Origin of the sequence: Moorena sp. SIO4A1 (assembly GCF_010672065.1) — a bacterium.
GTDB lineage: Bacteria > Cyanobacteriota > Cyanobacteriia > Cyanobacteriales > Coleofasciculaceae > Moorena.
This window is the reverse complement of the sequence record NZ_JAAHHX010000007.1, coordinates 322737-346613: the sequence shown is the minus strand read 5'-3', so window position 1 is coordinate 346613 and position 23877 is coordinate 322737. Positions and strand designations below refer to the sequence as shown.

General features: G+C 41.0%; 16 protein-coding genes. 3 read left to right on the top strand and 13 right to left on the bottom strand.

Annotation, left to right across the window (positions count from 1 at the left end):
• Nucleotides 1–101: 101 nt before the first annotated feature.
• Together F6K53_RS08100 and F6K53_RS08095 are read right to left on the bottom strand one after the other, a co-directional pair.
• The gene (locus tag F6K53_RS08100) at nt 102–635 is read right to left on the bottom strand and encodes a chemotaxis protein CheW (protein ID WP_293064374.1); all 534 of its coding nucleotides are present in this window, start codon (nt 633–635) and stop codon (nt 102–104) included.
• Nucleotides 636–865: 230 nt separating this feature from the next.
• A complete protein-coding gene (locus tag F6K53_RS08095; RefSeq protein ID WP_293047221.1) occupies nt 866–1936 on the bottom strand; it encodes a response regulator in 1071 nt (356 codons plus the stop codon).
• Nucleotides 1937–3263: 1327 nt separating this feature from the next.
• On the opposite strand from F6K53_RS08095, the gene F6K53_RS08090 reads away from it, so the two are divergent.
• On the top strand, nt 3264–4550 hold the full coding sequence (locus F6K53_RS08090) for a glycosyltransferase (RefSeq protein ID WP_293064377.1): 1287 nt from the start codon (nt 3264–3266) through the stop codon (nt 4548–4550).
• A gap of 25 nt (nt 4551–4575) precedes the next feature.
• Entirely contained in the window at nt 4576–5655 is a 1080-nt protein-coding gene (locus tag F6K53_RS08085; protein WP_293064379.1) for an alpha-1,2-fucosyltransferase, read from the top strand.
• Nucleotides 5656–6237: 582 nt separating this feature from the next.
• Here the strand turns inward: F6K53_RS08085 and F6K53_RS08080 are convergent.
• From F6K53_RS08080 to F6K53_RS08025, 11 genes are all read right to left on the bottom strand, one after another.
• Nucleotides 6238–7248 carry a sulfotransferase gene (locus tag F6K53_RS08080; protein WP_293064382.1) on the bottom strand — a complete coding sequence of 337 codons (1011 nt, stop codon included), beginning with the start codon at nt 7246–7248 and terminating at the stop codon, nt 6238–6240.
• A gap of 115 nt (nt 7249–7363) precedes the next feature.
• The gene (locus F6K53_RS08075; protein ID WP_293064383.1) at nt 7364–8479 is read right to left on the bottom strand and encodes a sulfotransferase; all 1116 of its coding nucleotides are present in this window, start codon (nt 8477–8479) and stop codon (nt 7364–7366) included.
• Nucleotides 8480–8590: 111 nt separating this feature from the next.
• Nucleotides 8591–9628: a class I SAM-dependent methyltransferase gene (locus tag F6K53_RS08070; protein WP_293064386.1), complete on the bottom strand. Its 1038-nt coding sequence runs from the start codon at nt 9626–9628 to the stop codon at nt 8591–8593.
• The gene (locus tag F6K53_RS08065; RefSeq protein WP_293064388.1) at nt 9625–10221 is read right to left on the bottom strand and encodes an isoprenylcysteine carboxylmethyltransferase family protein; all 597 of its coding nucleotides are present in this window, start codon (nt 10219–10221) and stop codon (nt 9625–9627) included. Before F6K53_RS08065 ends, F6K53_RS08070 begins: the two co-directional genes overlap by 4 nt.
• 10 nt (nt 10222–10231) lie before the next feature.
• Nucleotides 10232–11353, bottom strand: a complete 1122-nt coding sequence (locus F6K53_RS08060) for a 3-oxoacyl-[acyl-carrier-protein] synthase III C-terminal domain-containing protein (RefSeq protein WP_293064391.1) — start codon at nt 11351–11353, stop codon at nt 10232–10234.
• 313 nt (nt 11354–11666) lie between these two features.
• A complete protein-coding gene (locus tag F6K53_RS08050; protein WP_364300855.1) occupies nt 11667–15593 on the bottom strand; it encodes an alpha/beta fold hydrolase in 3927 nt (1308 codons plus the stop codon).
• Between the two features lie 55 nt (nt 15594–15648).
• Nucleotides 15649–15930: an acyl carrier protein gene (locus tag F6K53_RS08045; RefSeq protein WP_293064394.1), complete on the bottom strand. Its 282-nt coding sequence runs from the start codon at nt 15928–15930 to the stop codon at nt 15649–15651.
• Nucleotides 15931–16036: 106 nt separating this feature from the next.
• On the bottom strand, nt 16037–16777 hold the full coding sequence (locus F6K53_RS08040; protein WP_293064397.1) for a DevA family ABC transporter ATP-binding protein: 741 nt from the start codon (nt 16775–16777) through the stop codon (nt 16037–16039).
• A 71-nt stretch (nt 16778–16848) separates the two neighbouring features.
• A complete protein-coding gene (gene devC, locus F6K53_RS08035; RefSeq protein ID WP_293064400.1) occupies nt 16849–18021 on the bottom strand; it encodes an ABC transporter permease DevC in 1173 nt (390 codons plus the stop codon).
• 202 nt (nt 18022–18223) lie between these two features.
• A complete protein-coding gene (locus F6K53_RS08030; RefSeq protein WP_293064403.1) occupies nt 18224–19456 on the bottom strand; it encodes an ABC exporter membrane fusion protein in 1233 nt (410 codons plus the stop codon).
• Between the two features lie 1313 nt (nt 19457–20769).
• Nucleotides 20770–22863 (bottom strand): PEP-CTERM sorting domain-containing protein, encoded by a 2094-nt coding sequence (locus F6K53_RS08025; protein ID WP_293064406.1) that lies wholly within the window; start codon nt 22861–22863, stop codon nt 20770–20772.
• A 650-nt stretch (nt 22864–23513) separates the two neighbouring features.
• Here F6K53_RS08025 and F6K53_RS08020 point away from each other — a divergent pair.
• Nucleotides 23514–23669, top strand: a complete 156-nt coding sequence (locus tag F6K53_RS08020; RefSeq protein WP_293064409.1) for a hypothetical protein — start codon at nt 23514–23516, stop codon at nt 23667–23669.
• Nucleotides 23670–23877: the final 208 nt, after the last annotated feature.

Sequence of the window (23877 nt, the reverse complement as noted above, 5' to 3'; positions counted from 1 at the left end):
ATATATCTATTATCTAAAAAAAAAGTATCGTTTGAGGGTAGTTTTAAATTAACAATCAACAATTCCCAGCTGGCATTGAGTTTAAGTCAATTCCCGTTAAATTAGGTGTTGTGTAAAAGAGATGAAGCCATAATTGCCAAACCATCTAGTACTAACAAAATTTCTTGCTCTTGCAAAGCGCATCCCCGTAAGTAGGGAACCAAACCCGATGACACTTGTCCCAGTGGAGATTGAATACAATCGGGTGTGAGTCGCAACACCCCTTCAATGCTTTGGACTGCAACCCCTAAAGACGCTGACTGATTACGGAGCGTCACTATGTTGTACTGTTGAACATTAGTTTCTACGGTCGGTAAACCTAGCATTTGAGCTAGATCAATTACCCACAAAACACGAGAACGCCGATTCATCAACCCCTGTACGTACAGGGGCATATTTGGCATGGGGGTCAGACGCTCTTGGGGCAAGACTAGAACTTCCTGGGCTTGATGCATAGATATAACCGCAGGGGTTTGTTCATTTAACAAAAATTTAAGATAAGCATCCCCGATATTATTGTGTTCTTCAGATGGTTTGGTTATACTAGCTAACTGAGACCAGGTTTGGGGGGTATGGGCTAGTGCTGACGTATTCATTAATTCACAAGTAAACCTATGTTAGGAGACCGATCATTGGTGAGTTGATATATAATTGCTGAGTTTGCCAAGATATTGGTTAAGTAAAGTCTAACCAATAGACTAACCTATAATAGTAACCTATAACAGAGGGATATGTTTTTATAAAACCACCCTAAATGTCTGAATAAATCAACACCGAATTCAGCTTTTTATCCTTCATAGATATAAAGTAGATAGATACCCAATGATTAGTTGAGATGTTTAAACACTATCTTGAGGAGATCGGATTGGTTAAACGGTTTAGTCAAGTAACCAGATGCTCCAACAAGTTTAGCCTTAGCTCGGTCTAGGAAACCAGTATTGCCAGTTACCATAATAATTGGGGTATGTTTAAAAAGTGAATGCTTTCGTAACAGAGAACATAGCTCATAACCATCTAAGTTTGGCATGGCAACATCGAGTAAAATTAGGTCAGGCTTAATGCGGATAACTTGCATTAATGCCCTAACTGGGTCATTAATCATGACAACAGAGAAACTTTTATCTTCCAAGAAGGAGTTAATGGCATTTAAAACACTTGTACTATCATCAATGCAAGCAATCTTGTAAGTTTTACTGGTAGACGTTGGTTGTTGATTAACCGAGGTATGATGCTGAAATCTCTGCTCTAATGGAGCCGAGTTATTTAGAGAGGATTCGTGAATTGAGTTCAATGGTGTAGAATTTCCGATTGGGACTACAGAATGAGAGCTATAGGGATTATTCACTGGCTTTGATTGAGAAGAGGCCTGATTTTGTAACTGTTCGTAACAGTGTTCAACAATTGTGCGAAGGTCAAGCCTACAAAATTTAGGCAAATCCTCAGATGGGTTAGTCTCAAGTAATTGGTAAGTTCCTTCTTTCTCTGACAGCAGAGAACCTATTACCTCTTCAGCCAATTCTTCGATTAGACTTGCTGCCTGAACGGAATTCAGATAATGTTGATTGACCAACCAACAAATTGCTTGGTAATCTGAAGGATAACTTGAAGTACTGTTTAAGTTGGCTTCAAAGAGCAGACGAACCTGAACCCGAACGGCACTAACAAGGGTAGTAATTCTACGACTTAGACGAGATAAGTAATGGTCTAGGCGATCAAAGGGGTTGATGGAGTTTGAGGCATAGATTAATTTACCATTTTCTAGATAGATTGACCAAGAAACTGAACCACTAGATACTTGTAAACATCCATTGGCATGACGACTGGATAATTGAGCCAATAAGGAAAGGGGGTTTAGTTTTTTATCATGCCTGTAGCTATTGATGTAGGTGGAGTTCATTTTTCTCTAATCCGCTGTAAATCAATTGATGAAAAAAATCAATACTAATGATTGATTTCCTTGGCGTAATAGTTAGCTACATCCTAGCTAGGGTAGATTCCGTAAAGTTTTATTGAAGTGAAATTATTTTTTTAACTAAAAATCGATTTTCCAAACAAATAACAGCCATACCCTAACTAAAACTGTACAATAGGTTATGTGACTAGTAAAGATTACCTAATCAACTTAGGTAGTAGCTGCTTCCCTGAATTTGATATCTCAGAAATGAATGGGAGCTGAGATTCAAAAATTAAACGGTTTTAAGTTATTTGAAAAAAAATGAGGGGTGGATTCTCATTTGCATTGCACCATGACATCCAAGAGTGAAGGGTAACTATAGTCAGCTTGCATACACCCTCTAGGGACAGAAAAACTTTCCCAATACTAGATTAACCAAAAATTCACTCGTTGCCCATTATCTTAACAAGCTTGTCTATCATTATGTGTAAAGCTTACATAAATTAGTTTTCACAATGGATGAAGTTAGTGTAATTACTTAGTGACTATTTAGTGGCTGGGAGAGAATATTACCAAACAATGGGTCATGGGAAAAATTTCGTAATTTATCCTGATAGTCGGCAGTACTGGCCTAATAAATAAGAAGCTTAGCTAAAATTACTTTAAGATTTGGCTAATGACATTAACGACAAGTTAGTTAATATAACCAAAATTGCACTTGTCAATATCCTTATTTGAAAGTTATAATCGATGGAGCTCGAATAAGGTGTTACACACTTAACTTGCGCACTGAAGTCAGACTAGCCTACGGCAAGTCGAAGAAAGCGTCTACGTTTATATAGCCCCTATATAACCCTACTATGCACAGGTTTGGGGGGCTAGTGCAAGATATGAGGTATATTAGTATACTACTATAATAATTACTTTGTGTGATTGCTAGCAAAGAAGTGCTTTCCATCACCAGGGTGATTTGCTCAAAACGTTTCCCGCTCTACAGGGAGACGCCAAAAAATAGTTAGCTTAGATAAGACGTTACTTCGGCAATCTACCCTGGGAGAAATTGTCCCCTACTCTAGGAATAACGTTAGGAATAAACTCATCTGGATGCTAGCTACCATTAACAATTAACAATCAGCGCTAGTAATGCTGCGAAAGCAGTTCGTACAGCCATATTTTGTCGTTTTATCGATTGGTTAGACAAGTATCGGAAGCTATTCATCCCTTACAAAGCCAGTTAAGGTTACATTTGGGTTCAATTTTTTATCAAGTCCCATTAAATCGCGCTATAGCTATAAACTCCATTCAAAACGTCTTTTGCTGATCAAATATCATGACTCATTTTGGCATAATTTGTCCTGCTGCTTCTGGTCATCTTAATCCTATGACTACTTTAGGTTACGAACTGAAACAGCGTGGTCATCGCGTCACCGTATTAGGAATTGAAGACGTTCAAGCAAAAGTTCTAGCCGCAGGATTAGAATTTCAAGTGATTGGCAAGTCTGATTTTCCCAAAGGAACAACAAAAGACTTATTTATTAAACTAGCTAATCTGAGTGGATTTAAGGCATTCCAGTATACAATTAATAGGATTGTCAATGTAGCCAAAATATTTCTTCGAGATGCTCCAGAAGTAATTAAAGCAGAAGGTATAGAGCTATTGTTAGTCGATCAAGTTTCTCCAGAAGGAGGAACTATCGCTGAGTATCTAGACATTCCTTTTATTAGTGTATGCAGTGCCTTAATGCTGAATCGGGAAATAAGTGTTCCTCCCTGTATAACCTACTGGCATTATGACCCTTTATGGCGGGGAATTCTACGTAACCGATTGGGTTACGCACTGCTTTCTATTATGGTTATAAAATCTATGCAAAAAGTTCTTAATCAGTATCGTAAGCAGTGGAATTTATCTCCCTATAATAAGCCCAATCAAAACTATTCCCAGTTAGCTCAACTAAGTCAACAGCCTGCTGAATTTGAATTTCCTAGAAAAGAACTACCGTCTTGTTTTCATTTCACAGGGCCTTATAGTAATCCAGCGAGTCGAGAACCTGCCTCTTTTCCTTATGAAAAGTTGACTGGAAAACCATTAATTTATGCTTCTATGGGAACTTTACAAAATCGGCTCCTTTGGGTTTTTAAAATGATTGCAGAAGCTTGTGTGGGATTAGATGCTCAATTAGTGATTGCTTTAGGTGGGGGTGCTAGTCCAGAATCTTTGCCAGAATTGCCCGGAAATCCCATAGTTGTTGGCTATGCACCTCAATTAGAACTTTTACAAAAAGCCAGTCTTACCATCACTCACGCAGGAATGAATACTACCCTAGAATCCTTGAGTAATGGAGTACCAATGGTAGCTATTCCCATTACCAACGATCAACCTGGAGTGGCGGCGCGGATCGCTTGGACAGGAACAGGGGAGGTAATACCTTTGGGAAAAGTCAGGGTGGAGAAGTTACAAAAGGCTATCAAACGAGTCTTAACCGAAGATTCCTATAAAAAGAATGCTTTGAGGCTACAAGAGGGAATTAGACGAGCAGGGGGAGTGAGTCGAGCTGCTGATATTATCGAGCAGGTTGCTGCTACAGGTAAACCAGTTTTTGTTTCAACAAAACAATAATACAATTATTAAACGGAATAATTTTATGTCTAATCAGGATAACCCATCAGAAGTAATAATAAATCCTAATTACAATTCCAAAAGTGAGACAGACAGAGTATTTGGTGTTTTAGATAGTTTAAAAACAGATTATGATGACACTCAATCCTCTTTGGCTAACGAAGATTTATCTGATGCTAATAAGCCAGTGTTAAGTATGTCATCTCTTGGAAAATTTGGACGTTTTGGTAATCAATTTTTTCAATATGCTTTTTTAAAAATTTGTGCAGAAAAGAGTGGATCAAAAGTAGAATGCCCTGCTTGGATTGGTCAGACTATTTTTGGACATAACGATCCACCAATTTCTAAGCAATTACCTCCTGCCATTGAGTATGAATATATGGCAAAAAGTCTATGTGATGCAGTTCCAGAATTAATTCATTACCTGGAAAAGATAGGAGAGGCTAAGAGTTATTTATTTGGTTCAGAAGTATTAGAAATAGGTCTAAGTAATTTAGATATTTGGGGCGTTTTCCACTTCCACACTCGATGCCTAAAACCTTATCGGCAATATTTTCGCTCCTTGTTTGAACCCGTAAGCGATCTTAAATTTACTTTAGAGGATGGTTTAAATAGTCTTCGTTCCAAAGGCAAAACAATCGTTGGTATTCACATTCGACGAGGAGATTACATAACAGAAACACGGTTAGGTTCCACATTCGTGTTTCCCACAAAATGGTATTGTGAATGGCTCGAAGGGATATGGGAACAATTGGAAGATCCGGTTCTTTTGGTATGCAGTGACGATATTGATAGTATAATTTCCGGTTTTGAAAAATTTTCTCCTGTAACTACACGGGACTTAAATATTCGGTTGCCAGAAAGAATGAAAGACTTAGACTTAGACTTCTATATCGATTTCTTTATGTTAAGTAAATGTGATGTAGTTTGTACTAGTAATAGCACTTTTAGCTTTTCTGCTTGTATGCTTAACGATCGTGCCAAAATGTTTGTCCGTCCACATTGGGATTTCTCCACGAAATTTAAAGCATTCGATCCTTGGGATAGTGACCCAATTTTATGGATAGGAGATAAACAACCAAAAATGTACAAAAATTTCGCTTAAATTTTATACGTTACGTACTCTAACCAAGGCATTTGGGTGATGCTTAAGTCTATATTTATCTACTTACCTAAAAGCTTGATCAGAGCATGGGCAATCCGAGTTTATCTTGGTTACCAAATCGAAAGTATAATTGGTGTAGTTAAAACTCTATTGTCTATATTAAGTTGGCCTTATGCTTACATAGTAAGCACAAGAAAAAGAGAGTATTAAGATGGTAAGGGTAAAACAATCAAAAAAATCAAGTCAAATACAGCGGTTGCATCCCACTTTGAAATAAAAATACCGCAAATAACTGATCGTGATTATAACGCCCACATAAAAAGATATATTTGCAAAAATGAGATGCTCCCCATCGATAGGGTGCATCTCATTTTTGTAAAAAATAAAGGAAGTGTGGGTTGTGTTCGCGAGAGTTTTATTAAAATTTTTGCCTAATTTTAAAAGTGATATGCACCCCACGCTTAGTCCCATGACCTGATTTTGGCAGAGTTATGGTAAGATTTTCAATAGGTAGATATTGTTGCACATTAGAGACCTATTTTTTTCTAATACACAATGCTATTAGCTTTACATACCCAATATTTAAGCCTGTTTTTTTGCCTCTTTATAACCTTCCGCATATGAACCCGAAATTTCCCTCATGTAAGGTTCTAACTTATGGAAAAGTTTATCATATTTTTTGGTAACTTCTGGCAATAAGTTTATGGGACGTGGTTCGATGACGCTTTTATAATCAAAATTTGATTTTGATTTTAAGTTTAGAAAATCCAGACTCTTTAAAAGAGGAGTTTCAGGGGCATGACATAGTTCTTCGTATGTGATATAAATATAGTCTGTTTTTGGTAATGAAATAATATTATTGAAGTAGTAATCATGGAATTGAACAGTCTTTTGAGTAACTTGGCTTAATGCGAGGTTAAAGTAAGGTGAATATAAAATTCGAGAGATTAAACGTCGAACAGGTTGGTTTAATATATTTCTGTAATCTCTGGAAATTAGAGCAGTGTATTCGCACCTAGTAGATAACATCAGACGTATTGCTTTTAGTTTAGAATTGATTATATGAATCGGATTACGGTGAATGAAAATAAACTTAGCTGCCGGAAAAACACTCTTCACATACATATAATTTGGAAAATCCCATGGATTCTTCAGCAACAGAGGTTTATCTGGATCGGATACCAATTGAATTTTGCGGCATAACTCTTTTAAAATAGGTAAATTATTAGGGGTAAGACGTGCTCTTTTTCCGGTTTTATTATTAATAATAAAACCATACTCTTCTGGTAAATTTGGAGTTACAATTACTTTATCAATAGTGCGATTGATTATCCCCAATGATTTAAAAAGTTCCGCTAATTCTTGAATAGCCTGTTCCTCAGTTTGATTCATATGATTAAACAAAAGCTCATCATATTTCATGATATGATAAGCTTTGACAAAGTTAAAACACTCCGTCGCCACCAATAGTTTGTATAATAAAGTTGTACCAGACCGATGATCTCCCATAATAAAAATCGGATTAAAATCTACTTTTTGCAGTAAATTTAGGTAAGGTTTGTCAGAAACAGTATTATTAGTTTTAGATTGCATATTCTCTATCAGCCTTATTTCTATGTTTGATCAAAAACTGGGTTACCTGTAGATACCACAAATGTCTTTAAGGGTTTGTGGCTCCCGTTTATTGTTATTTATAGTTTATTGTTATTTATAGTTTATTGGTGATCTGGTCAAATTTGTACTCCTGATAAACAAATGAAAGGTCTTTCATAATCTGCTCTCTTGTTAAGTTAAATTCTTCAAGATTTCTGACACGATGTTTGCGTTTATAGTTTTTCTGTTGTTGCGCTTGTTCTTTGATAGAGTATTTTAATTGCTCGCTGGGATTAATTCCCGTAAAATCAACTATTTCTTCTAAGGCTTTATCTAAATCAGATATTAATAAATAATAATGCAGAATTCTGACGTTAGCTTCTGGTATTTCTTGATTTTTTTTAAGCTTATAAAAATAGCGATAAAGGTCTACATTATAGCGATATCGCCTTTGTTCATATCGTTTTATTTTATCTAGTGGTATATTTTTTATCCCCCATTGGTTATCGATAAAATTTCTATCCAGGGAAAGATGAGAAGGAATTGTTTCGTGAGGTGAACGAACTAAATAGATAAATTTGGCATCTGGAAATATTTCTAGCAATGTTTTAATACGGTGAGTAGAAAAATGAATTTGGGCAATTACTTGTTTTTTCCCTGTGTAATAGATATGCCGCTTTAAACAACTTTCAAAAAATTTTACTGAACTTCGACGACGAGATGCTGGTTGCTGATCATGGAAGCGAAGCTCGGGATGCTCCTGATCATCAAAGGCTAGGGGTGTTGTTAAAAGCACAAATTGAGTATCGGCTTCGTGAAGAAATAATAGTTCTTCTTCTTCTACTTTGTCAAGATAAATTCCATGTCCAATATCATCAGGTATCAGGGAGTTTAGATTGTGTTTAACTAAATAGTCAACCAGAGGTTTAACTAAAATACGAGCTGTAAGTGATGGCACAAAAATATGCCAAGCTTTGAATGTGCTAAATTCTTCTGTCTGGGTTAATACATGATGGAGGAAAGTAGTTCCACTCCGAGGGTGTCCAATGATAAATATCGGTTTCACCACTTTAATGTCACGATACTTAGAAAATAAAATTTCATCTAAAGCCAGGGTTAGTCTAACCAAAATAAAAGCTAAGGGTGGCAAAAATACCCATAAAAAAAACCAGTGGCTGATCCCAAAGGTTTTCCAACAGGAAATAATAATTCTGTAATAAACTTTTAACATGTTTTATGTCCCAATTATGGTAAATAATTTTTATTAAAAATAGACATATATAGCAGTTCTCAATATTTGAGAACTGCTATAATAACTAATTAGTGTGTCTGTGGAACAGGCTTAGGGCTTTACTGCCACCTGTTGACCACTGGCTGGTGTTCGCCGGAACTGAATCGGTTTGCGGGGAACTAAACCTGCCTTTTGTTGCCATTGAGCGATCTCAGAGAACGACCAGTTACTACCAGCAGTGGTCAAGGATAAAAACAAATTCCCCAATCCACCCAGTTGTCCATCTTGTTTGGAAGGAAGTATAGTTTTCTGAACGACGAGATGGCCTCCAGGTCGCAGAGCTTGAGCCAAACGCTGAAATAGCTCAATATTGGTTTGTTCATCAAACTGGTGTACTAGGTTAGCCATAAAGACTAAGTCATAGACATTGGTGCCTAGATCGTCTGTAAGAACATTGCCAGCTTTGTACACCACGCGATCGCCCATGCCTTCCTCGGCAAGAAGCGGTCGTGCATATTCAATCTGCTCAGGTAAATCGAGGATGACCGCTTCAAGGTCAGGGTAGCGGCGGCAGAGGGTTACTGAAAAATAGCCGTGAGAGCCACCAACATCTAGCATATTCTGAGCACGAGTTGGTACAGGTGTGTATTGAACTACCTCAGGAGCAGCTAGGCTAGCGATTGAGCGCAGACCCCGATGATAAAGTTGGCAGTGATGGGGGGTCATTTTATCCTGAGATTCCAGAGGCTCTCCAGTGCGGATGAACTCTTCTAAGTGGGTCAGCCATTCCCAGGCCAAAACCCGGCTAATGGTGAAATCGTAAAGTGACGACTCATTCTCACTTAGTAGCCATTTACGGGCAACTACAGCCAAGCTATAGGACTCCCCCTCTTTGGCAAGGTAATTTGTAGCAACAAGAGCATCTAAAAGCTGGCTTAAGGCATGCTTGTTGAGATTACACCGCTCAGCAATCTCTTGGGCGGAAAGTGAACTTGAGCCTATGGCTTCAAATACACCTAGCTCTGTTGCTGCTATGATAGATCGAGCTAGAATCAGGCAAGCTTGAGTTTCAATCGCAGGTTGGGGTACTTGCCCCAAGGCAAGGGCACTCTTTTCGAGCAAGTTTTCAGGATTAATACCAACTCTCATCTAGAACTATTAGCTCCTTTAATAAATCCAATGACTGGAATAAAACGGGGTCGATTGGCAAAGACATCAGCATAGTTGGTGTCTTCGCTTAAGGCTTGTTCTTCAGTGTGAATACGCCGACTCATTAATAGAGCATTAGCGATGCTGAAAACGATAGTGGTGAAATAAGCAGTATGGATCAGGGGTAAAGCGGCGATTTCCAGAATTACTCCTAGCCAATTGGGATGCTTTAGGTAAAGGTAAATTCCTGAGTTAACTACAGGGTTGTCTGGGAAGGTGATGATCGCAAGAGTCCAACGCTTTTTTAGCGATCGCATTGATAAATACCGCAAGCCTTGACCAGCTACAGTAAGCATCAGTGCGATCGCTGCCAATCCTGGCATAAAAGGGCGGTTGAACCACCAAACCTCGTTAATCATTGCTGCAAACCAGCTCACCTGCAATACTTTTACTATCCAAAGAGAATTTGAGCCATATTCTCGTCCTCCGTTAGTAAGCAAGTATGTTGCATTCTGTTTGCTGATACGAAGTTCAATCAGTCGCTGTAAAATCACCGCAACTACAATAAGCGTGAAGAGAACCTTAGTAATCATGGAGCGCTTCCTACCATTGCAATAGCAGAATTTCTTGGGAGAAACCTGGTCCCATTGCGACCATCAAGCCATAACTACCTGGACTCGGCTGCTCTTGAGATAAGACTTCATTAAGCATATAGAGCACAGTGGATGAAGACATATTGCCAATTTTTTCTAGGGTGTCCCAGCTAAGCTGTACTGCTTCCTGAGTCAGTCCAAATTCCTCTTGTATAGTTTTAATTACCTTCGGTCCACCTGGATGCACAATCCAGGTGGATATATCATCTGTTGATAAGTTATGCTTGTTCAGCAGTGGGTCAATCACCTCTCGCAGTCCTCCTTTGAGATGGTCAGACACTTCAGGTCTGAGAATATTCTTGAACCCGGTATCGGCAATATCCATTCCCATCAAGTGAGTGGTATTGGGAAGCAACATTGAGGCAATATCAATTACCCGAGGTTGACCTGGCTTGGCTAAGGGATGATCGCGACCTACCATTAAGACTGCTCCCATCCCATCAGCAAACAGTGCAGCAGTAACGATAGAGCAAATGATTTCGCTGTACAGAGAGGGGTCGTCTGGTAGTTTAGAAATCATTGTTTGCAATTCCATTTGCAACGAACCCTGCCACAGAGTAGAGGAGAGTTCACCAGCAAAGAAAATTGCAGCATCCTTGGGGTGTCCCTCTAGGTACTCTGTCACTCGCGCTATACCTGCTGCTCCACCCATACAGCCATAGCCAAACATTGGTAGTCGTTTAATGTACCGTGAGAAAGGAATGCGATTCATTAACCGAGCTTCCAGGGAGGGAACCGAAATGGTTAGTGTAGAGGAAGCGATTAATCCGATCTCCTCGGGGTCGATGCCGGTTGAAGATAACAATGACCCCACAGTTTTTTCAAAGTTATCGAGAGCAAGGTTTATAGACCGCTCAGCAGTGACTCCGGGAGTCGATGGGTCAAAGAAGAAATCTAGGGAGTGGGTGAAATAACGGCCTTTGATATTGACATTGGTGAAAAAGCGGTCGATGGTATCTAGATCAAAATCTAGATTCATCGCGATGCAAAACTTTTTGACCGCTGTGGCTAGCACTTCTTGAGGATAGTAGTGCTCGGGAAAGGTGAAGGCAGTACCAGCAATAACAGGCATGATAATTTTAGTCTTAAATAGCTTAAAAGTTAGTGGGTTTAAAGTTAGTTGTTTTAAGGTTGCAAGTTAGTCGGTTTTTCGCGTAGCGTGGCCTTTTTGCCAAGGTTGAAAGATTTTGCTGCTTTGTCAAAATAGTGGTTAGTGGTTAGTAATTAGTAGTGAGTAGTTAGTAGTTAGCACTTAGATTAGGAAGATTGTTATTCTTTGTTCTGAGGAATAGTATCTCGGTGGTAGCCTACTCTGGATCAGGGAGTAGGATTTGACACTATCCCATCAGCCCATCAGCCCATCAGCCCATCAGCCCATCACCCCATCACTCCATCACCTTGACAAGTTGGCTAAGTTGGGTAGCGATCGCTTCCAATAAAAGCTGGTCATGGCTCTTCAGGAAGAAGTGGTCGCCGGGAAACATTTGCATGGTGAAGTCTCTCTGGGTCTGCTTGCGCCAAGCCTCAAGTTGCGAATCACTGACTTTGGGGTCGGATTTGCCACCAAACACCGTGATTGGGCAATCGAGGGGATCTGCACTGGAGTAGAAGTAAGTTTCCAAAATCGCAAAGTCTGCTCGCAACACCGGGAGGAATAGGTCCATCAGCTCAGGGTTTTGTAATGTTTCCTCTGGTGTTCCATTTAAACGACCTAGTGAGTCGATAAACTCATCATCAGGCAGTCGATGGATGGGTAGATTCAGATCCGGTACCTGAGGAGCAGGGCTTGCAGAAACAAATAGGTGAACTGGGCTCGGTAAATTCTGTTTGCGTAACTCACGGGCAAGCTCAAAGCTGATTAACCCTCCTAAACTGTGACCGAAAAAGGCAAAAGGAATGTCTAAGTAAGAACGCAAAACAGGTGTGAGCGCCTTAATCAAAGCTGAGAGGCGAGTAAATGGCTCTTCTTCGAGTCGGTTCTCTCGCCCAGGCAGTTGAATTGAACAAACCTCAATGTCTGGTGGTAGAAATTCTAACCAAGAGCGGAAAATAGAAGCACCAGCTCCGGCATAGGGAAAGCAAAATAGACGTAGTTTTGCGTGAGGATTCAGCTTTGGACGGGTGACCCAAAGATTGGCTTGAGCTACTACCTTCTCGGAAGAGGTGATTGTCCCTGAAGACTCATTAGTTGAATCCATTGAGTCCGTACTGCTTGGTTTGCCTTCAGTTCCTTCATTAGGTGATGAGTTGGCTTCTTTAACAACCAGCAGAAGAACTTGGGTGATAAAATCTTCAATGCTCAAACCAATGAAGTATTCTAGAGGGACAAGCACCTCTAGATCAGTCTCAATTTGATTCCTGAGCTCAACACCCACTATGGAGTCAAGTCCTATGCTATGAAGGGGCTGCTGTAAGTCCAGTTGGCTGACACCAATTCCCATAACCCTGGCTAATAATTCTGTCAAGTAAGACCCCAACAGTCCGTGGCGTTCTTCTGGTTCTGCTGCCAGCAATTTAGCGCGGGTTAGACTTGGCTTAGCTTCTGGTGCGACACCATCATTAGGGGTCGATTTCCCATTAAGTTCTGATGGCATGCTCACGGTTAGGGTTACCCCTGAACTCTCCTGTTCAGTTGAGTTAGGAACTACATCCAACCAGTAACGCGATCGCTGCCAAGGATAAGAGGGCAAGGAAACACACTGACCCCCAGATGGATAGCGTCGGCTCCAGTCTACTGAGTAGCCCTGGGTGTAGAGAGTACCCAAAGAACCCAACATAACTGCTGTTTCCGGTTGCTGTCGCCGTAGAGAAGGCAATACTGTTCCGTTTTTGTCTGAGTTTTTCAGACACTGGGAGATATTTATCCCTAGGACTGGGTGGGGGCTAATCTCTACAAATAGATTATGCTTAGTCTTGATCAGTTTATCAATGGCAGCGGCAAAATGCACGGGCTCTCTGATATTGCGTCCCCAGTAGGCAGCATCAAAATTTTCACCCTCATGAGCTAGACCTGTAACGGTTGAGATGATTGGAATAGATGCAGTTTGAGGTGTAATTCCTTGAAGCGATCGCACTAATTGATCTTGATACGGCTCCATCTGGGGACTGTGGAAAGCATAATTCACCCGCATCATCTTACAGAAAATCTGTCGCTGCTCAAGGGACTCAAGCACTTCTTCCAGGGCTGCTGCTTCACCTGATAGAACCAGTGAGGTAGGACTATTGATGGCAGCAATAGACAGACGACCGGCATACTTAGCTAAGAGTTCTTCTGCCTCAGCTACGGACAACTCCACAGCTGCCATTTTCCCAAAACCTGTTCCCTGCTGCATTAAGCGAGCACGGTGGAAAACAACTTCTACTGCATCCTCCAAGCTAAGAGCTCCCGCAACATGAGCTGCTGCTACTTCTCCCACGCTATGCCCGATAATGGCATTGGGTTCTATTCCCCAAGACCGCCACAAAGTAGCTAAAGCGACTTGCAAGGCAAAAATAGCTGGCTGGGCAATCTCAGTTTCTGCCAAGCGGGATGTTGACTCATTAGCAGTCAGTTCTTCCAGCAGTGACCAGTTGGCATAAGAACGTAGCAGCTGATCGCACTTCTCTATAGTGGACGAAAAGACCGGTTCAGTAGATAATAATTCACGCCCCATCCCCCACCATTGGGGTCCTTGACCAGAAAAGACAAAAACTAGCTTAGGACGCCGGTTCCGTTGCTTACGACCCCAAGACAGACCAGAGTAAGTTTCTCCAGAGCAAAATGCTTTAAGGCCCTCAGTCAGTTCCTCACAGTTTTGAAATACCAGGGACAAACGGTGGTCATGATTAGAACGTCGTACACTAGCTGTATAACAAATGTCTGATAATGAGGCAGTGCTACCAGACGCTGCTGGTGTTACGAGTTTCTGATACTGCTGAGCTAAAGCTATGAGAGCTTCTGGACTGCGAGCAGATAAGGGAAGCAGATAAGGTGACGAGGAGATCTCAGGAGAAACAACTGTGTTTTTCTCCAACTCCTCATCCCCTTGGGCAGCTTGCTCTAGAATGATATGGGCGTTAGTTCCGCCAAAACCAAAGGAACTCAAGCCAGCCAAAGCTAGACCATCGGTTTCCGGCCAAGGGGTCAGGCTTTGCTGTACCTGAAGCAGAAGTTTGTCGAAGGCAATATAGGGATTCGCTGTTTGGAAATGCAGGCTCGGTGGTATCTTGCCATGATGTAACGATAGCGCTACCTTAATTAGACCAGCAATGCCAGCGGCAGATTCTAGATGACCGATATTGGTTTTAGCGGAACCGATAATACAGGGGTTGTCCGGAGAACGGTCTTGACTCAACACAGCCCCTAGTGCTTCCGCCTCAATTGGGTCTCCTAGGGGAGTGCCTGTACCGTGAGCTTCGACATAGTCAATTTGAGCTGGTGCCACTCCAGCATTTGCCAAGGCTTGGCGGATAACTGCTTCTTGAGACGGACCATTGGGAGCGGTAAGTCCGTTGCTACGGCCATCTTGGTTAAGGGCTGAACCCTTGATCAGAGCAATGATATTGTCATTGTCTCTAATCGCATCCTCCAGACGTTTGAGTACTACAACACCACAGCCTTCTCCCCGGACATAACCGTTGGCTCTAGCATCAAAAGTTTTACAACGCCCATCTGTAGCCATCATTTGTGCCTGAGAGAAAATGATGGTCAACTGTGGAGACAGCAGCAGATTAACTCCACCCGCCAAGGCTAAATTAGACTCTCCACTCTGCAGACTTTGACAGGCAAGATGTACAGCCACCAATGAAGAGGAACAGGCTGTGTCAATCGCCATACTCGGTCCTCGAAAATCAAATAAGTAGGAGAGGCGGTTAGCAGCAATACTTAAAGCATTGCCAGTCCCCATGTAGGCATTGATGGCATTATACCCTCCTTCCTGAAAGCGCTGGTGGTAATCACCGGCAGAAATACCAACAAAAACACCTGTGTTACTGTGGGCTAGTTTTTCTAATACCTGCCCAGAATTTTCCAGAGCTTCCCAAGCTACCTCTAGCAAAAGTCGCTGCTGCGGGTCGATATAAACTGTCTCTCTCGGAGTAATTCCAAAAAATTGGGGGTCAAATTGATCTACTTGTTCTAAAAAGCCACCCCACCGAGTACTCATTTTTCCTGGAGTACCAGGTTTAGGATCGTAGAACGCATCGATATCCCACCGATCGGCTGGTACTTCTGTAATGGCATCTACCCCGTTACATAGGAGCCGCCAATACTCCTCCGGGTTTCTGGCACCAGGAAAACGACAACCTAGACCAATAATTGCGATCGCATCCATTTCTTAACCTTCATCTGAACTTTGGTCATGATTACCACTACTGGCTGCTTGATGTTTAACTATTGGGATCTTCAGCTAAACGTTCTGCTAGGGCTTCGATGTTGGGATAGTTCCACAACAGGGTGGGAGATACCTCACGGCCAAGATAGTTTTCTAATCTACTTAAAAGAATCAAAGCATCCGCTGATTCTAGGTTGTAGCTTTCAAATGGTTCCTGGATATCTATCTCTTCAGGATCAACCTCCAGTCCTTCGGCGAGTTGAGAAACTAACCAGGCTTGAATAGCTTCTTCAGTATGACATTCTTGATCGATTTTATCAGGGATAGTTTCAAGCATTTTGTTTACTTTTTTAGTGATTTATAATTTGTAATTAGTCAAAAGTAAATTGCCAATTACTAATTGGTAATTGCAGTTAATTGATGTTAATGGCAATTGTCAATTTTCAATTTTCAATTTGTCTTTCGACTTTTGCATTTTCTACTTCGTCATTAGCTGGTGACTGTGGTGTGAGTAGATACCCGTCTTCCATACGAAGGATGCGATCAGCAACATCCAAAATTCTGTTATCGTGAGTCACCATCAAAATAGCGCATCCTTGCTCATGAGCTAGTCGTTGCATAAGATCAACCACATCTCGACCTGTCTTACTATCTAAGGCAGCAGTTGGTTCATCTGCTAAGACCAATTTGGGATTATTGACTAAAGCACGGGCAATGGCTACCCGTTGTTTTTGCCCCCCAGAAAGGTTTTGAGGGTAGTGATTAACTCGATCCCCCAGCTTAACCAGTTGGAGCATAGCTTCAGCTCTAGTGCGAGCTTCCCGGTGAGAGATGCCTCGATGCAGTTCAATCGCCATTTGAACATTTTCTCGGGCTGTCAAGAACTCTAGTAAGTTGTGAGCTTGAAAAATATAACCAATGTGGCTACGCACTGACACTAATTGTTCAGGACTAGCGCCATACAATTCTCGGTCTAGAATTTTTAGACTTCCCTCTTGTACAGAACGCAATCCTCCAATTAACGTCAACAACGTTGTTTTCCCTGACCCCGATGGCCCCGTTAGAATGACAATTTCTCCAGATTTTATTTCCAGATTAATGTCAAATAAAATTTGGCTCCTTAATGACCGTTGACCCAAGTAATGATTCAGTTTTTTTAGATCAATCAAAATTTCTTGGGACATCGGCTTCTTGGATTATAATCTAGTAATTATCAAGTTTCTGTCTAGTAACTATCAAACTTTTGATAAGAAAACTAGAAAATATCAGCTGGATCAGCAGACCGCATTTTGTTAACAGCCAAGACACCAGAAGCAAAACACATTAAAATGGTTACTATTAAAACTATAGAGGCTTGATTAAGTCTTATCTCCATTGGTAACCCAGTAGCATCCCTGACAACATTATACAGACCTATAGAGATTGTCAATCCTGGGATATACCCTAAAACAGCTAATATAACAGACTGTTGAAATACTACAGATAATAAGTATTGGTTTGGATAGCCAATTGCTTTTAGAGTCGCATAGGCAACTAAGTTAGTAGAAATATTACTATGAAGAATTTGATAGACAATAACTATACCAACAACTGCGGCCATAAATAGCATCATACCAAGGATAAATCCAACGGGAGTTCTTGTCTGCCAATACTTTTTTTCAAAGTCAATAAATTCTTGATAAGAAAAAACTAGAACATCTTTAGATAAGTGGTTTCTCAAATTTTTTAAAACCATTGCAGGATCTGCATCAGGTTTGAGGGTAATGACTCCTACATCAACCATCCCTGAATTGAGATCGAATATCCGGAACAATGTTGAGTCGCCAACTACTAAATTACCGTCCACCCCAAAGGAAGGTCCTAGACTAAACAAGCCTCCAACCTTAACTCGATAACCTTTTCTTGCTGCAAAACCAAATATTTCGATAGTTTGTTCCGTGTTTCCCTGCTCAAAGTTCTCAGCAATTGGACCAAAATCAGATCTAGACTTCCGGTCAAATAAAACTACATTAGGAAGTTTAAGCATATCCATATTTTGATTAACTTCCGGGGAATTAAGTACAGGCTTTCCCGGATCAAAGCCAATAACATAGATTGAGAACTTTTGATCAGTAATGGGATTTTTAAATTTCGCAAATCTTAGATATAAGGGACTAACTGATTCTACTCCATTAAATCCTAGAGCCTGATATAAACGCTCTCTAGGAAAGCTCTGCTTAGCTGTCAATGATTTATATTGGGAACTGATTAAAAACAAATCACCTTTGATAATCTGATGCACCTTGGTAGCACTAGTATAGAGAGAATCATTAAACCCAATTTGCATAAAAATAAGAACAACGATAAACGCAATACCAGCTAGAGCAACCAGAAAACGAACTCTTTGTCTCGCTAGTTGTAACCAGGCAATAGGAAGTTGGAGAATCATTATTCAAGCATTTTGCTAAATGAGATGTCTGGGGAATTTAATATAGTAGTTTTAAATGGGGTGAGGGACTTTCGTCCTGGGTTAATGGGAGTAGGGAGTAGCGATGCGGCGCTGCATCGCTTGACAACAACGATAGACAGACATCAGCCATTTTGATAAACGTTTATTGCCGATTCAACACTTCTGAATCTGGTTAACCGAGTTACAGGTGAATCCTCACCTCTACTTGTAAGTTCGTAAATGCTGCAACTCGTTGACTGTCTACGGAATCATCAAGGCGGATTTTAACGTCCACCACTTTACGATCTGTATCTGATCCAGGATTAACATCAAAAACCTGTTGTCTGTCAATTTGTAAACCAATCTCAGCGACTGTTCCCTGTATTTTCCCCTCAAAAGCAGCGCTACTAATAGTAGCTTTTTGACCCAGATGGACTTTGCTAATATCCGTTTCATGGACTTCTGCGATTACATACATCTGGTCGGTTTGACCTAGCTCAACAATCCCATTACTGCCAATAATTTCTCCAGATTTGGTGTGAACTTTCAGGACTTGTCCATCGATAGGAGAACGGATGTAGGTTAAATCTAGTTCAGCTTGAGCAAGCTTGACAGCAGCGATCGCACTCTCAATCTCTCCCTGAGATATTTGTACATCTACTGGACGAACCTCAGTAATACGGTCTAGAGTCGCTTTTGCTTGAGTGATCTGTTCTTGACCGGTGTCCATAGTCCGTCGCCGAGTCGCTTTTGCTTCATTAATTTGCTCTTGAATCGTTTCCACAGTTCGTTTCAGAGCAGCATTTGCTTCATTAATTTGCTCTTGAATCGTTTCCACTTGCAGACGTTTACTGTCAAAAAGAGAGGCAGAAATTACCCCTTCTTGATAGAGTTGTTGATTACGTCGATACTCGGCTTGAGCATTACGCAATTGGGCTTGTAAGCGAGCCAGGTTTGCTTTCTGTGTCGCCACTTCCCCTCGTAACTGAGCTTGTAAGCGAGCCAGGGTTGCTTCCTGTGCCGCCACTTCCCCTCGTAACTGAGCTTGTAAGCGAGCAATCGTTGCCTCTTGTGCCGAAATTTCTCCTGCCTGAGCCCCAGCTTTGACTTTCTTCAGACGAGCTTGGGAAATTTTAACCTTTTGCTTAGCTTGTTCTAAAGTAGCAAAACGAAGAGCATAACTGTCTAGCAGAGCGATGATTTGCCCTGCCTTAATCTTGTCTCCTTCCTTCACTAAAAGTTGGTCAACTCGGGTACCTCCTACAGAATTAGGGGCAGACAAACGAGTCACTCCTCCTTGAGGCTCTAGACGTCCAAGGGCAGTGACCCCAACCATGACCATGGTATTTTCTGGGGAATTTGATATAGAACCTTGACGTTTCGATTCAAATTGGGGCAAGCCATATAGATAAATCCCCCCAGTAGCTAAAGTCATAGCTGCTGAGAAAATCAGATACCATTGACTTACAGGGTTTGTAAATGATTGACTTTCTTTATGCACGATAATCCTTAGTTGGCAATAGTAGTGGAGAAGTGCATCGCAATGCCACTGGGTTCACTGTATAATAAATTCTGTTGTACATTAACCTCATCTAAGAACATGAGGCAGGAAACATGGATGGTTTTAAGTGGCTAAATTTGCTATTGATTCAGCAATAAAACCAAATCATACATATATAGCATTTATGAATTTGGTGAGGTACTTTCGTCCTGGGTTAATGGGAGCAGGAATCCCCCCTAACCACCCTGAGTAAGGGAGGAAGGGAGTAGGGAGTAGCGAGAATAAAATTGACTTTACCTCATAAGTACGATAAACCCTATAGGATCTTGACCATCACTAGATGGCACTAGTGTTTACAAAGTTTGGCAAGTTGGTAAAAATAAAATTATTTATGAATGTTGCCCGTACAGCACTGAACCTATTTAAAAAAAAACGGTTATTACCCTAAATTAAACTTGATTGATTTGAAAAGTAACCTATTTCTATACCTTGAAATATTCTGTCATGATCTCCAAGTTATGGCAAGGGAATTTTGGGAATATTTTTTAATTTTTTAAAAAACAGCATATCCAGGACCCTTAATTGAAGTGAATGATAAGTTGATAATTATTTTTTTGAATAATTTTTGTTCAACGTAATAGTTAAAACTTTTATATAAAAAATTTGTAACTGTCTTGATGCAATAGCGAGTGGGGTGGCCTCCTTTGAACGCACTGGCTCCCCTGTTCCCTTGCTCCATCGCTTTAAGAAAAGTCTTAGCAGTTAAGCAGTAAACCCAACAATCAATGTTCCAATTTTGCTCACTACACTCCACATCCTATAGCCCACTACCAGTCTAAATCAATAAGCTTCGAGCCTAAGTACTAAGTCTGATCAAGTGGTAGAAGACACCCTCAAGCAAGACCGCTCAGGTTTTAGCTATTGGGTTTTAGCTACTCTCAGTAGATCACTAAGTTAGGAAATCATAAGGTAAGCATTCAGGCGTCAGCGGTCAGTCGTCAGTGGTCAGGGGTGCATCTCAAAGTTGTAAATCTATCACTCAGGGAACTGTAGAAGTTTTTTAGCTTTCAATGGTCGTATTTTTGCATGCATTGAGATGCACCCGTGGTCAGTGTTCAGTTGTTGGCCTTTGGCACCCCAAGTAGCTTGCCCATAAGCTGATACGCGACACGCTGATACGCGACACGCTGAATACTTACATGATAAGGTTTTGCTGGTGTTAGCTTAATGGTTTTAGATTAAACGTGTTAAGTACTTTTTTTGGAGACAGTGGTGTGGAACTTCTTACCAAGTCTTTTCTTGAACCCAGCACCAAAAATCAGTGTGGCTAAGGAACCCAAAATGGTGGTGGGTTCAGGAGCTGAAGGCACAGATCCAGCAGAAAGGCTGGAACTAGCTACCCAGGCATCAAAGGATCCGGCATTAGCTCCTCCCAAAGACCCATCAGTAAATCCGGCTAAGTAAACCTGAGCAGCCTGCTGGGCATCAATACCAAATAAGGCAAAGTCATCTTCGGGGGTTCCAAACTGCTCAGTCATCAACAGGTTACCGTCACTGTCGAACTTGGCAATAAAGACATCATTGAGTCCGGCATTGGTTCCTCCTAAATCACCATCAGTGATTCCTGAAATATAAATAAAGCCGTCACTGTCGATGTCAATAGCAAAGGCGCTATCAGAACCAGAAGTCCCAATCTGTTGAGTCCATAGCTGGTTGCCATCGGTGTCATATTTAACCAAAAAGGCATCATAATACCCAGCATTCGGTCCCCCTAAAGAGCCCAAGGTAAATCCTGTGCTGTAGACATTACCAGAGCTATCAAGAGCAAGATCCCAGGCAAAATCATAATTAGAAGTACCAAACTGCTCAATCCACAACTGCTCACCGTTACTATCAAACTTCGTCAACCAGCCATCATACAAGCCAGCATGCTCTTCGCCTAATTTACCAGTAGTGAATCCTGTAGCAAAGACATTACCATTGTTGTCGGCGGCGACACCGTAAAGTTCGTCAAACTCAACAGTACCAAACTGTTTAGCCCACAACTGGTTACCATTGCTATCAAACTTGGCCACATAGGGATCATCAAACAGGGGAATGGGCTGATCTGATCCAGCATTTACTCCCCCTAAGTCACCTGTAGTATATCCCCCAGTGTAGATATTACCGTTATTATCAACATCAATGGCAAAGGCAGTGTCGAATTGGGAAGTTCCATACTGTTGACTCAACAGCGTGTTGCCATTACTGTCTAACTTAATAAAATAGGCATCATCTCCTCCAACCACAGACCCCCCTAAGTTACCCGTGGTGGTGCCTGCAATGTAAACATTGTCATTGCTGTCAAAGCTAATATCAAAGGAGCGGTCCTCACCAGAAGTCCCCAACTGTTTAACCCACTGTTGTTGACCCTGGCTATTGTATTTAGCTACATAGGCATCTTGAGATCCAGCATTGGATTGGCCCAAATCCCCTTGAGTCCATCCTGTAACGTATACATTACCAACGCTATCAGTACCAACGTTAAACGCGATATCAACACTGGCACTTCCCAACTGCTGAGCATTATCGAAAGCTGGTTGTTGGGATGGGGGAGTATTATCGTATTCAAAGTAGTCACCATCTACACTCAGACCAGAAGCTCCTGGCAAAACGGCGATCAGATCAGGTCTAGGATTATTCAGATATATGGCTGTGCCATTTTTTTTCGGTCCGATCGGTTTCAGAGTATAATTACTTGAGTCGCCGTGAAGCCGAATAGTATCTTGGTTGGGATCGAAGTCTCCAATTAAAGCATAGTCCTTCTTCCCTCGGAATCCGGTACCGCCAGCGTAGTAGGGATTATTTTCATCCCCCAACAAAAATCGGTCTCTGGTAGGGGCATTGGCGCTCGATCCGTCACTAGTACTATCAGGACCACCAATTAAGATATCAATTTCTCCTTGACCAGGTATAGGAGCACCAGGATCGACACCCAGTAAAATATCATTGCCAGTACGAGTGAAAATGATATTAGTCCCTGAATCCCCTACAAAAGGATCGGGACCTGGGGTGCCTACTTTCAGGACAGTAATAAATTCCGCTAGTATATTATCTGAGCTTTGACTACTACCTGATGTTCTGCTGTTGACTATGGGCAAAGGCAATAGTCTGTTCAAGAAGGAATTATTATTGGAAATAGTTGGATTATTTGACGATAGGCTGCTCAAAAAATTCCTGATATCAGATTGTTCCTGATCAGCCAAATTTAAGGACTGAGATGTAGCAGGTTTGACCTCAACTCCCAAAATTACCAAAGTAGCTAATAAAATATTAGCGGTAGCAAAAATGGAGGCTTTCACGAAAATTAAAACTCCCTATTCTTCCTTGTACTTGGTAGAAAAATTATGCTCCCAGGCGGCTTTGGTCAAAACAATGACCGTTTCTGAAGTCATATAGGGTGATTGAGGCTACAGTCTGTCATCCCTATTAGAGGTAACGGTAAGGTAGTGGTCAAGGCATTAGTTACAACCAAGACAAATATTTATCCTGAGATAATTAACTCAAGTTACCTAAGCAGCCGCTAGCTTCTCAACTAATTGTTGCATACCCCGAGCCTATCCAACCACAGATTTTGGAGATCTTTATTGAAACAACATAGTGAATGCTCAATCATACTAATTATTACCTGAAACTGTCAATGAATTGGCTCTGGGATTAACTCTAGATAAATTAAAATAAAAAATTGTATTTGGATAAAATCACTCTGTATAAAATATATATTTTTCGTCTATTCAAATACGGATTCAATTTATTAATAAGCTTGAGGAAAAGAGACTTTTTTATTTTTAGGTACTTTTTAACGTTATAGGCACGATATCGGCCTGTGCGGGTAAATTTTAGGTCTTTACCAATTTTTTACCATTACTTGATCTTGATTTTTCGGAATTTCATTCACAGTTTTTGAATGATTTAATAGAAGTTCTGTATAAATCAATTACGAATCAGGAATATGACTCATCTACGAGAGGCAGTTGTACTCATTACCGGTGCAGCGGGTGGTTTTGGACAGGAGTTAACCCAACAGTTATTAAAGGCTGGCAGCCGATTAATTCTATCTGATCTCGAAGAAGTCATTGTCCGTAAAAGGGGAGGTGATTTGGCGTGAAGTGGGTACAGGGGATTTGATGCCGTGGCTAGGAGCTAATTTTTCTTCCCGTGAGGGATGTAAAAGCCTAACACTTAACAGCTAACAGCTAACATCTAACACCTTGCCCTAAGCCTAAAAACTAAATTGACAGAGTCCTAGTGTTTGACGACTCAAAGCTCTACCTAACGCTATAATCGCCATTATCTTAATCAATAATTTATACAAA

What these genes read in the sequence shown, in the direction of transcription:
- F6K53_RS08100 (WP_293064374.1), bottom strand. Translation starts at nt 635, where the DNA reads ATGAATACGTCAGCACTAGCCCATACCCCCCAAACCTGGTCTCAGTTA.
- F6K53_RS08095 (WP_293047221.1), bottom strand. Translation starts at nt 1,936, where the DNA reads ATGAACTCCACCTACATCAATAGCTACAGGCATGATAAAAAACTAAAC.
- F6K53_RS08090 (WP_293064377.1), top strand. Translation starts at nt 3,264, where the DNA reads ATGACTCATTTTGGCATAATTTGTCCTGCTGCTTCTGGTCATCTTAAT.
- F6K53_RS08085 (WP_293064379.1), top strand. Translation starts at nt 4,576, where the DNA reads ATGTCTAATCAGGATAACCCATCAGAAGTAATAATAAATCCTAATTAC.
- F6K53_RS08080 (WP_293064382.1), bottom strand. Translation starts at nt 7,248, where the DNA reads ATGCAATCTAAAACTAATAATACTGTTTCTGACAAACCTTACCTAAAT.
- F6K53_RS08075 (WP_293064383.1), bottom strand. Translation starts at nt 8,479, where the DNA reads ATGTTAAAAGTTTATTACAGAATTATTATTTCCTGTTGGAAAACCTTT.
- F6K53_RS08070 (WP_293064386.1), bottom strand. Translation starts at nt 9,628, where the DNA reads ATGAGAGTTGGTATTAATCCTGAAAACTTGCTCGAAAAGAGTGCCCTT.
- F6K53_RS08065 (WP_293064388.1), bottom strand. Translation starts at nt 10,221, where the DNA reads ATGATTACTAAGGTTCTCTTCACGCTTATTGTAGTTGCGGTGATTTTA.
- F6K53_RS08060 (WP_293064391.1), bottom strand. Translation starts at nt 11,353, where the DNA reads ATGCCTGTTATTGCTGGTACTGCCTTCACCTTTCCCGAGCACTACTAT.
- F6K53_RS08050 (WP_364300855.1), bottom strand. Translation starts at nt 15,593, where the DNA reads ATGGATGCGATCGCAATTATTGGTCTAGGTTGTCGTTTTCCTGGTGCC.
- F6K53_RS08045 (WP_293064394.1), bottom strand. Translation starts at nt 15,930, where the DNA reads ATGCTTGAAACTATCCCTGATAAAATCGATCAAGAATGTCATACTGAA.
- F6K53_RS08040 (WP_293064397.1), bottom strand. Translation starts at nt 16,777, where the DNA reads ATGTCCCAAGAAATTTTGATTGATCTAAAAAAACTGAATCATTACTTG.
- devC (WP_293064400.1), bottom strand. Translation starts at nt 18,021, where the DNA reads ATGATTCTCCAACTTCCTATTGCCTGGTTACAACTAGCGAGACAAAGA.
- F6K53_RS08030 (WP_293064403.1), bottom strand. Translation starts at nt 19,456, where the DNA reads ATGACTTTAGCTACTGGGGGGATTTATCTATATGGCTTGCCCCAATTT.
- F6K53_RS08020 (WP_293064409.1), top strand. Translation starts at nt 23,514, where the DNA reads ATGACTCATCTACGAGAGGCAGTTGTACTCATTACCGGTGCAGCGGGT.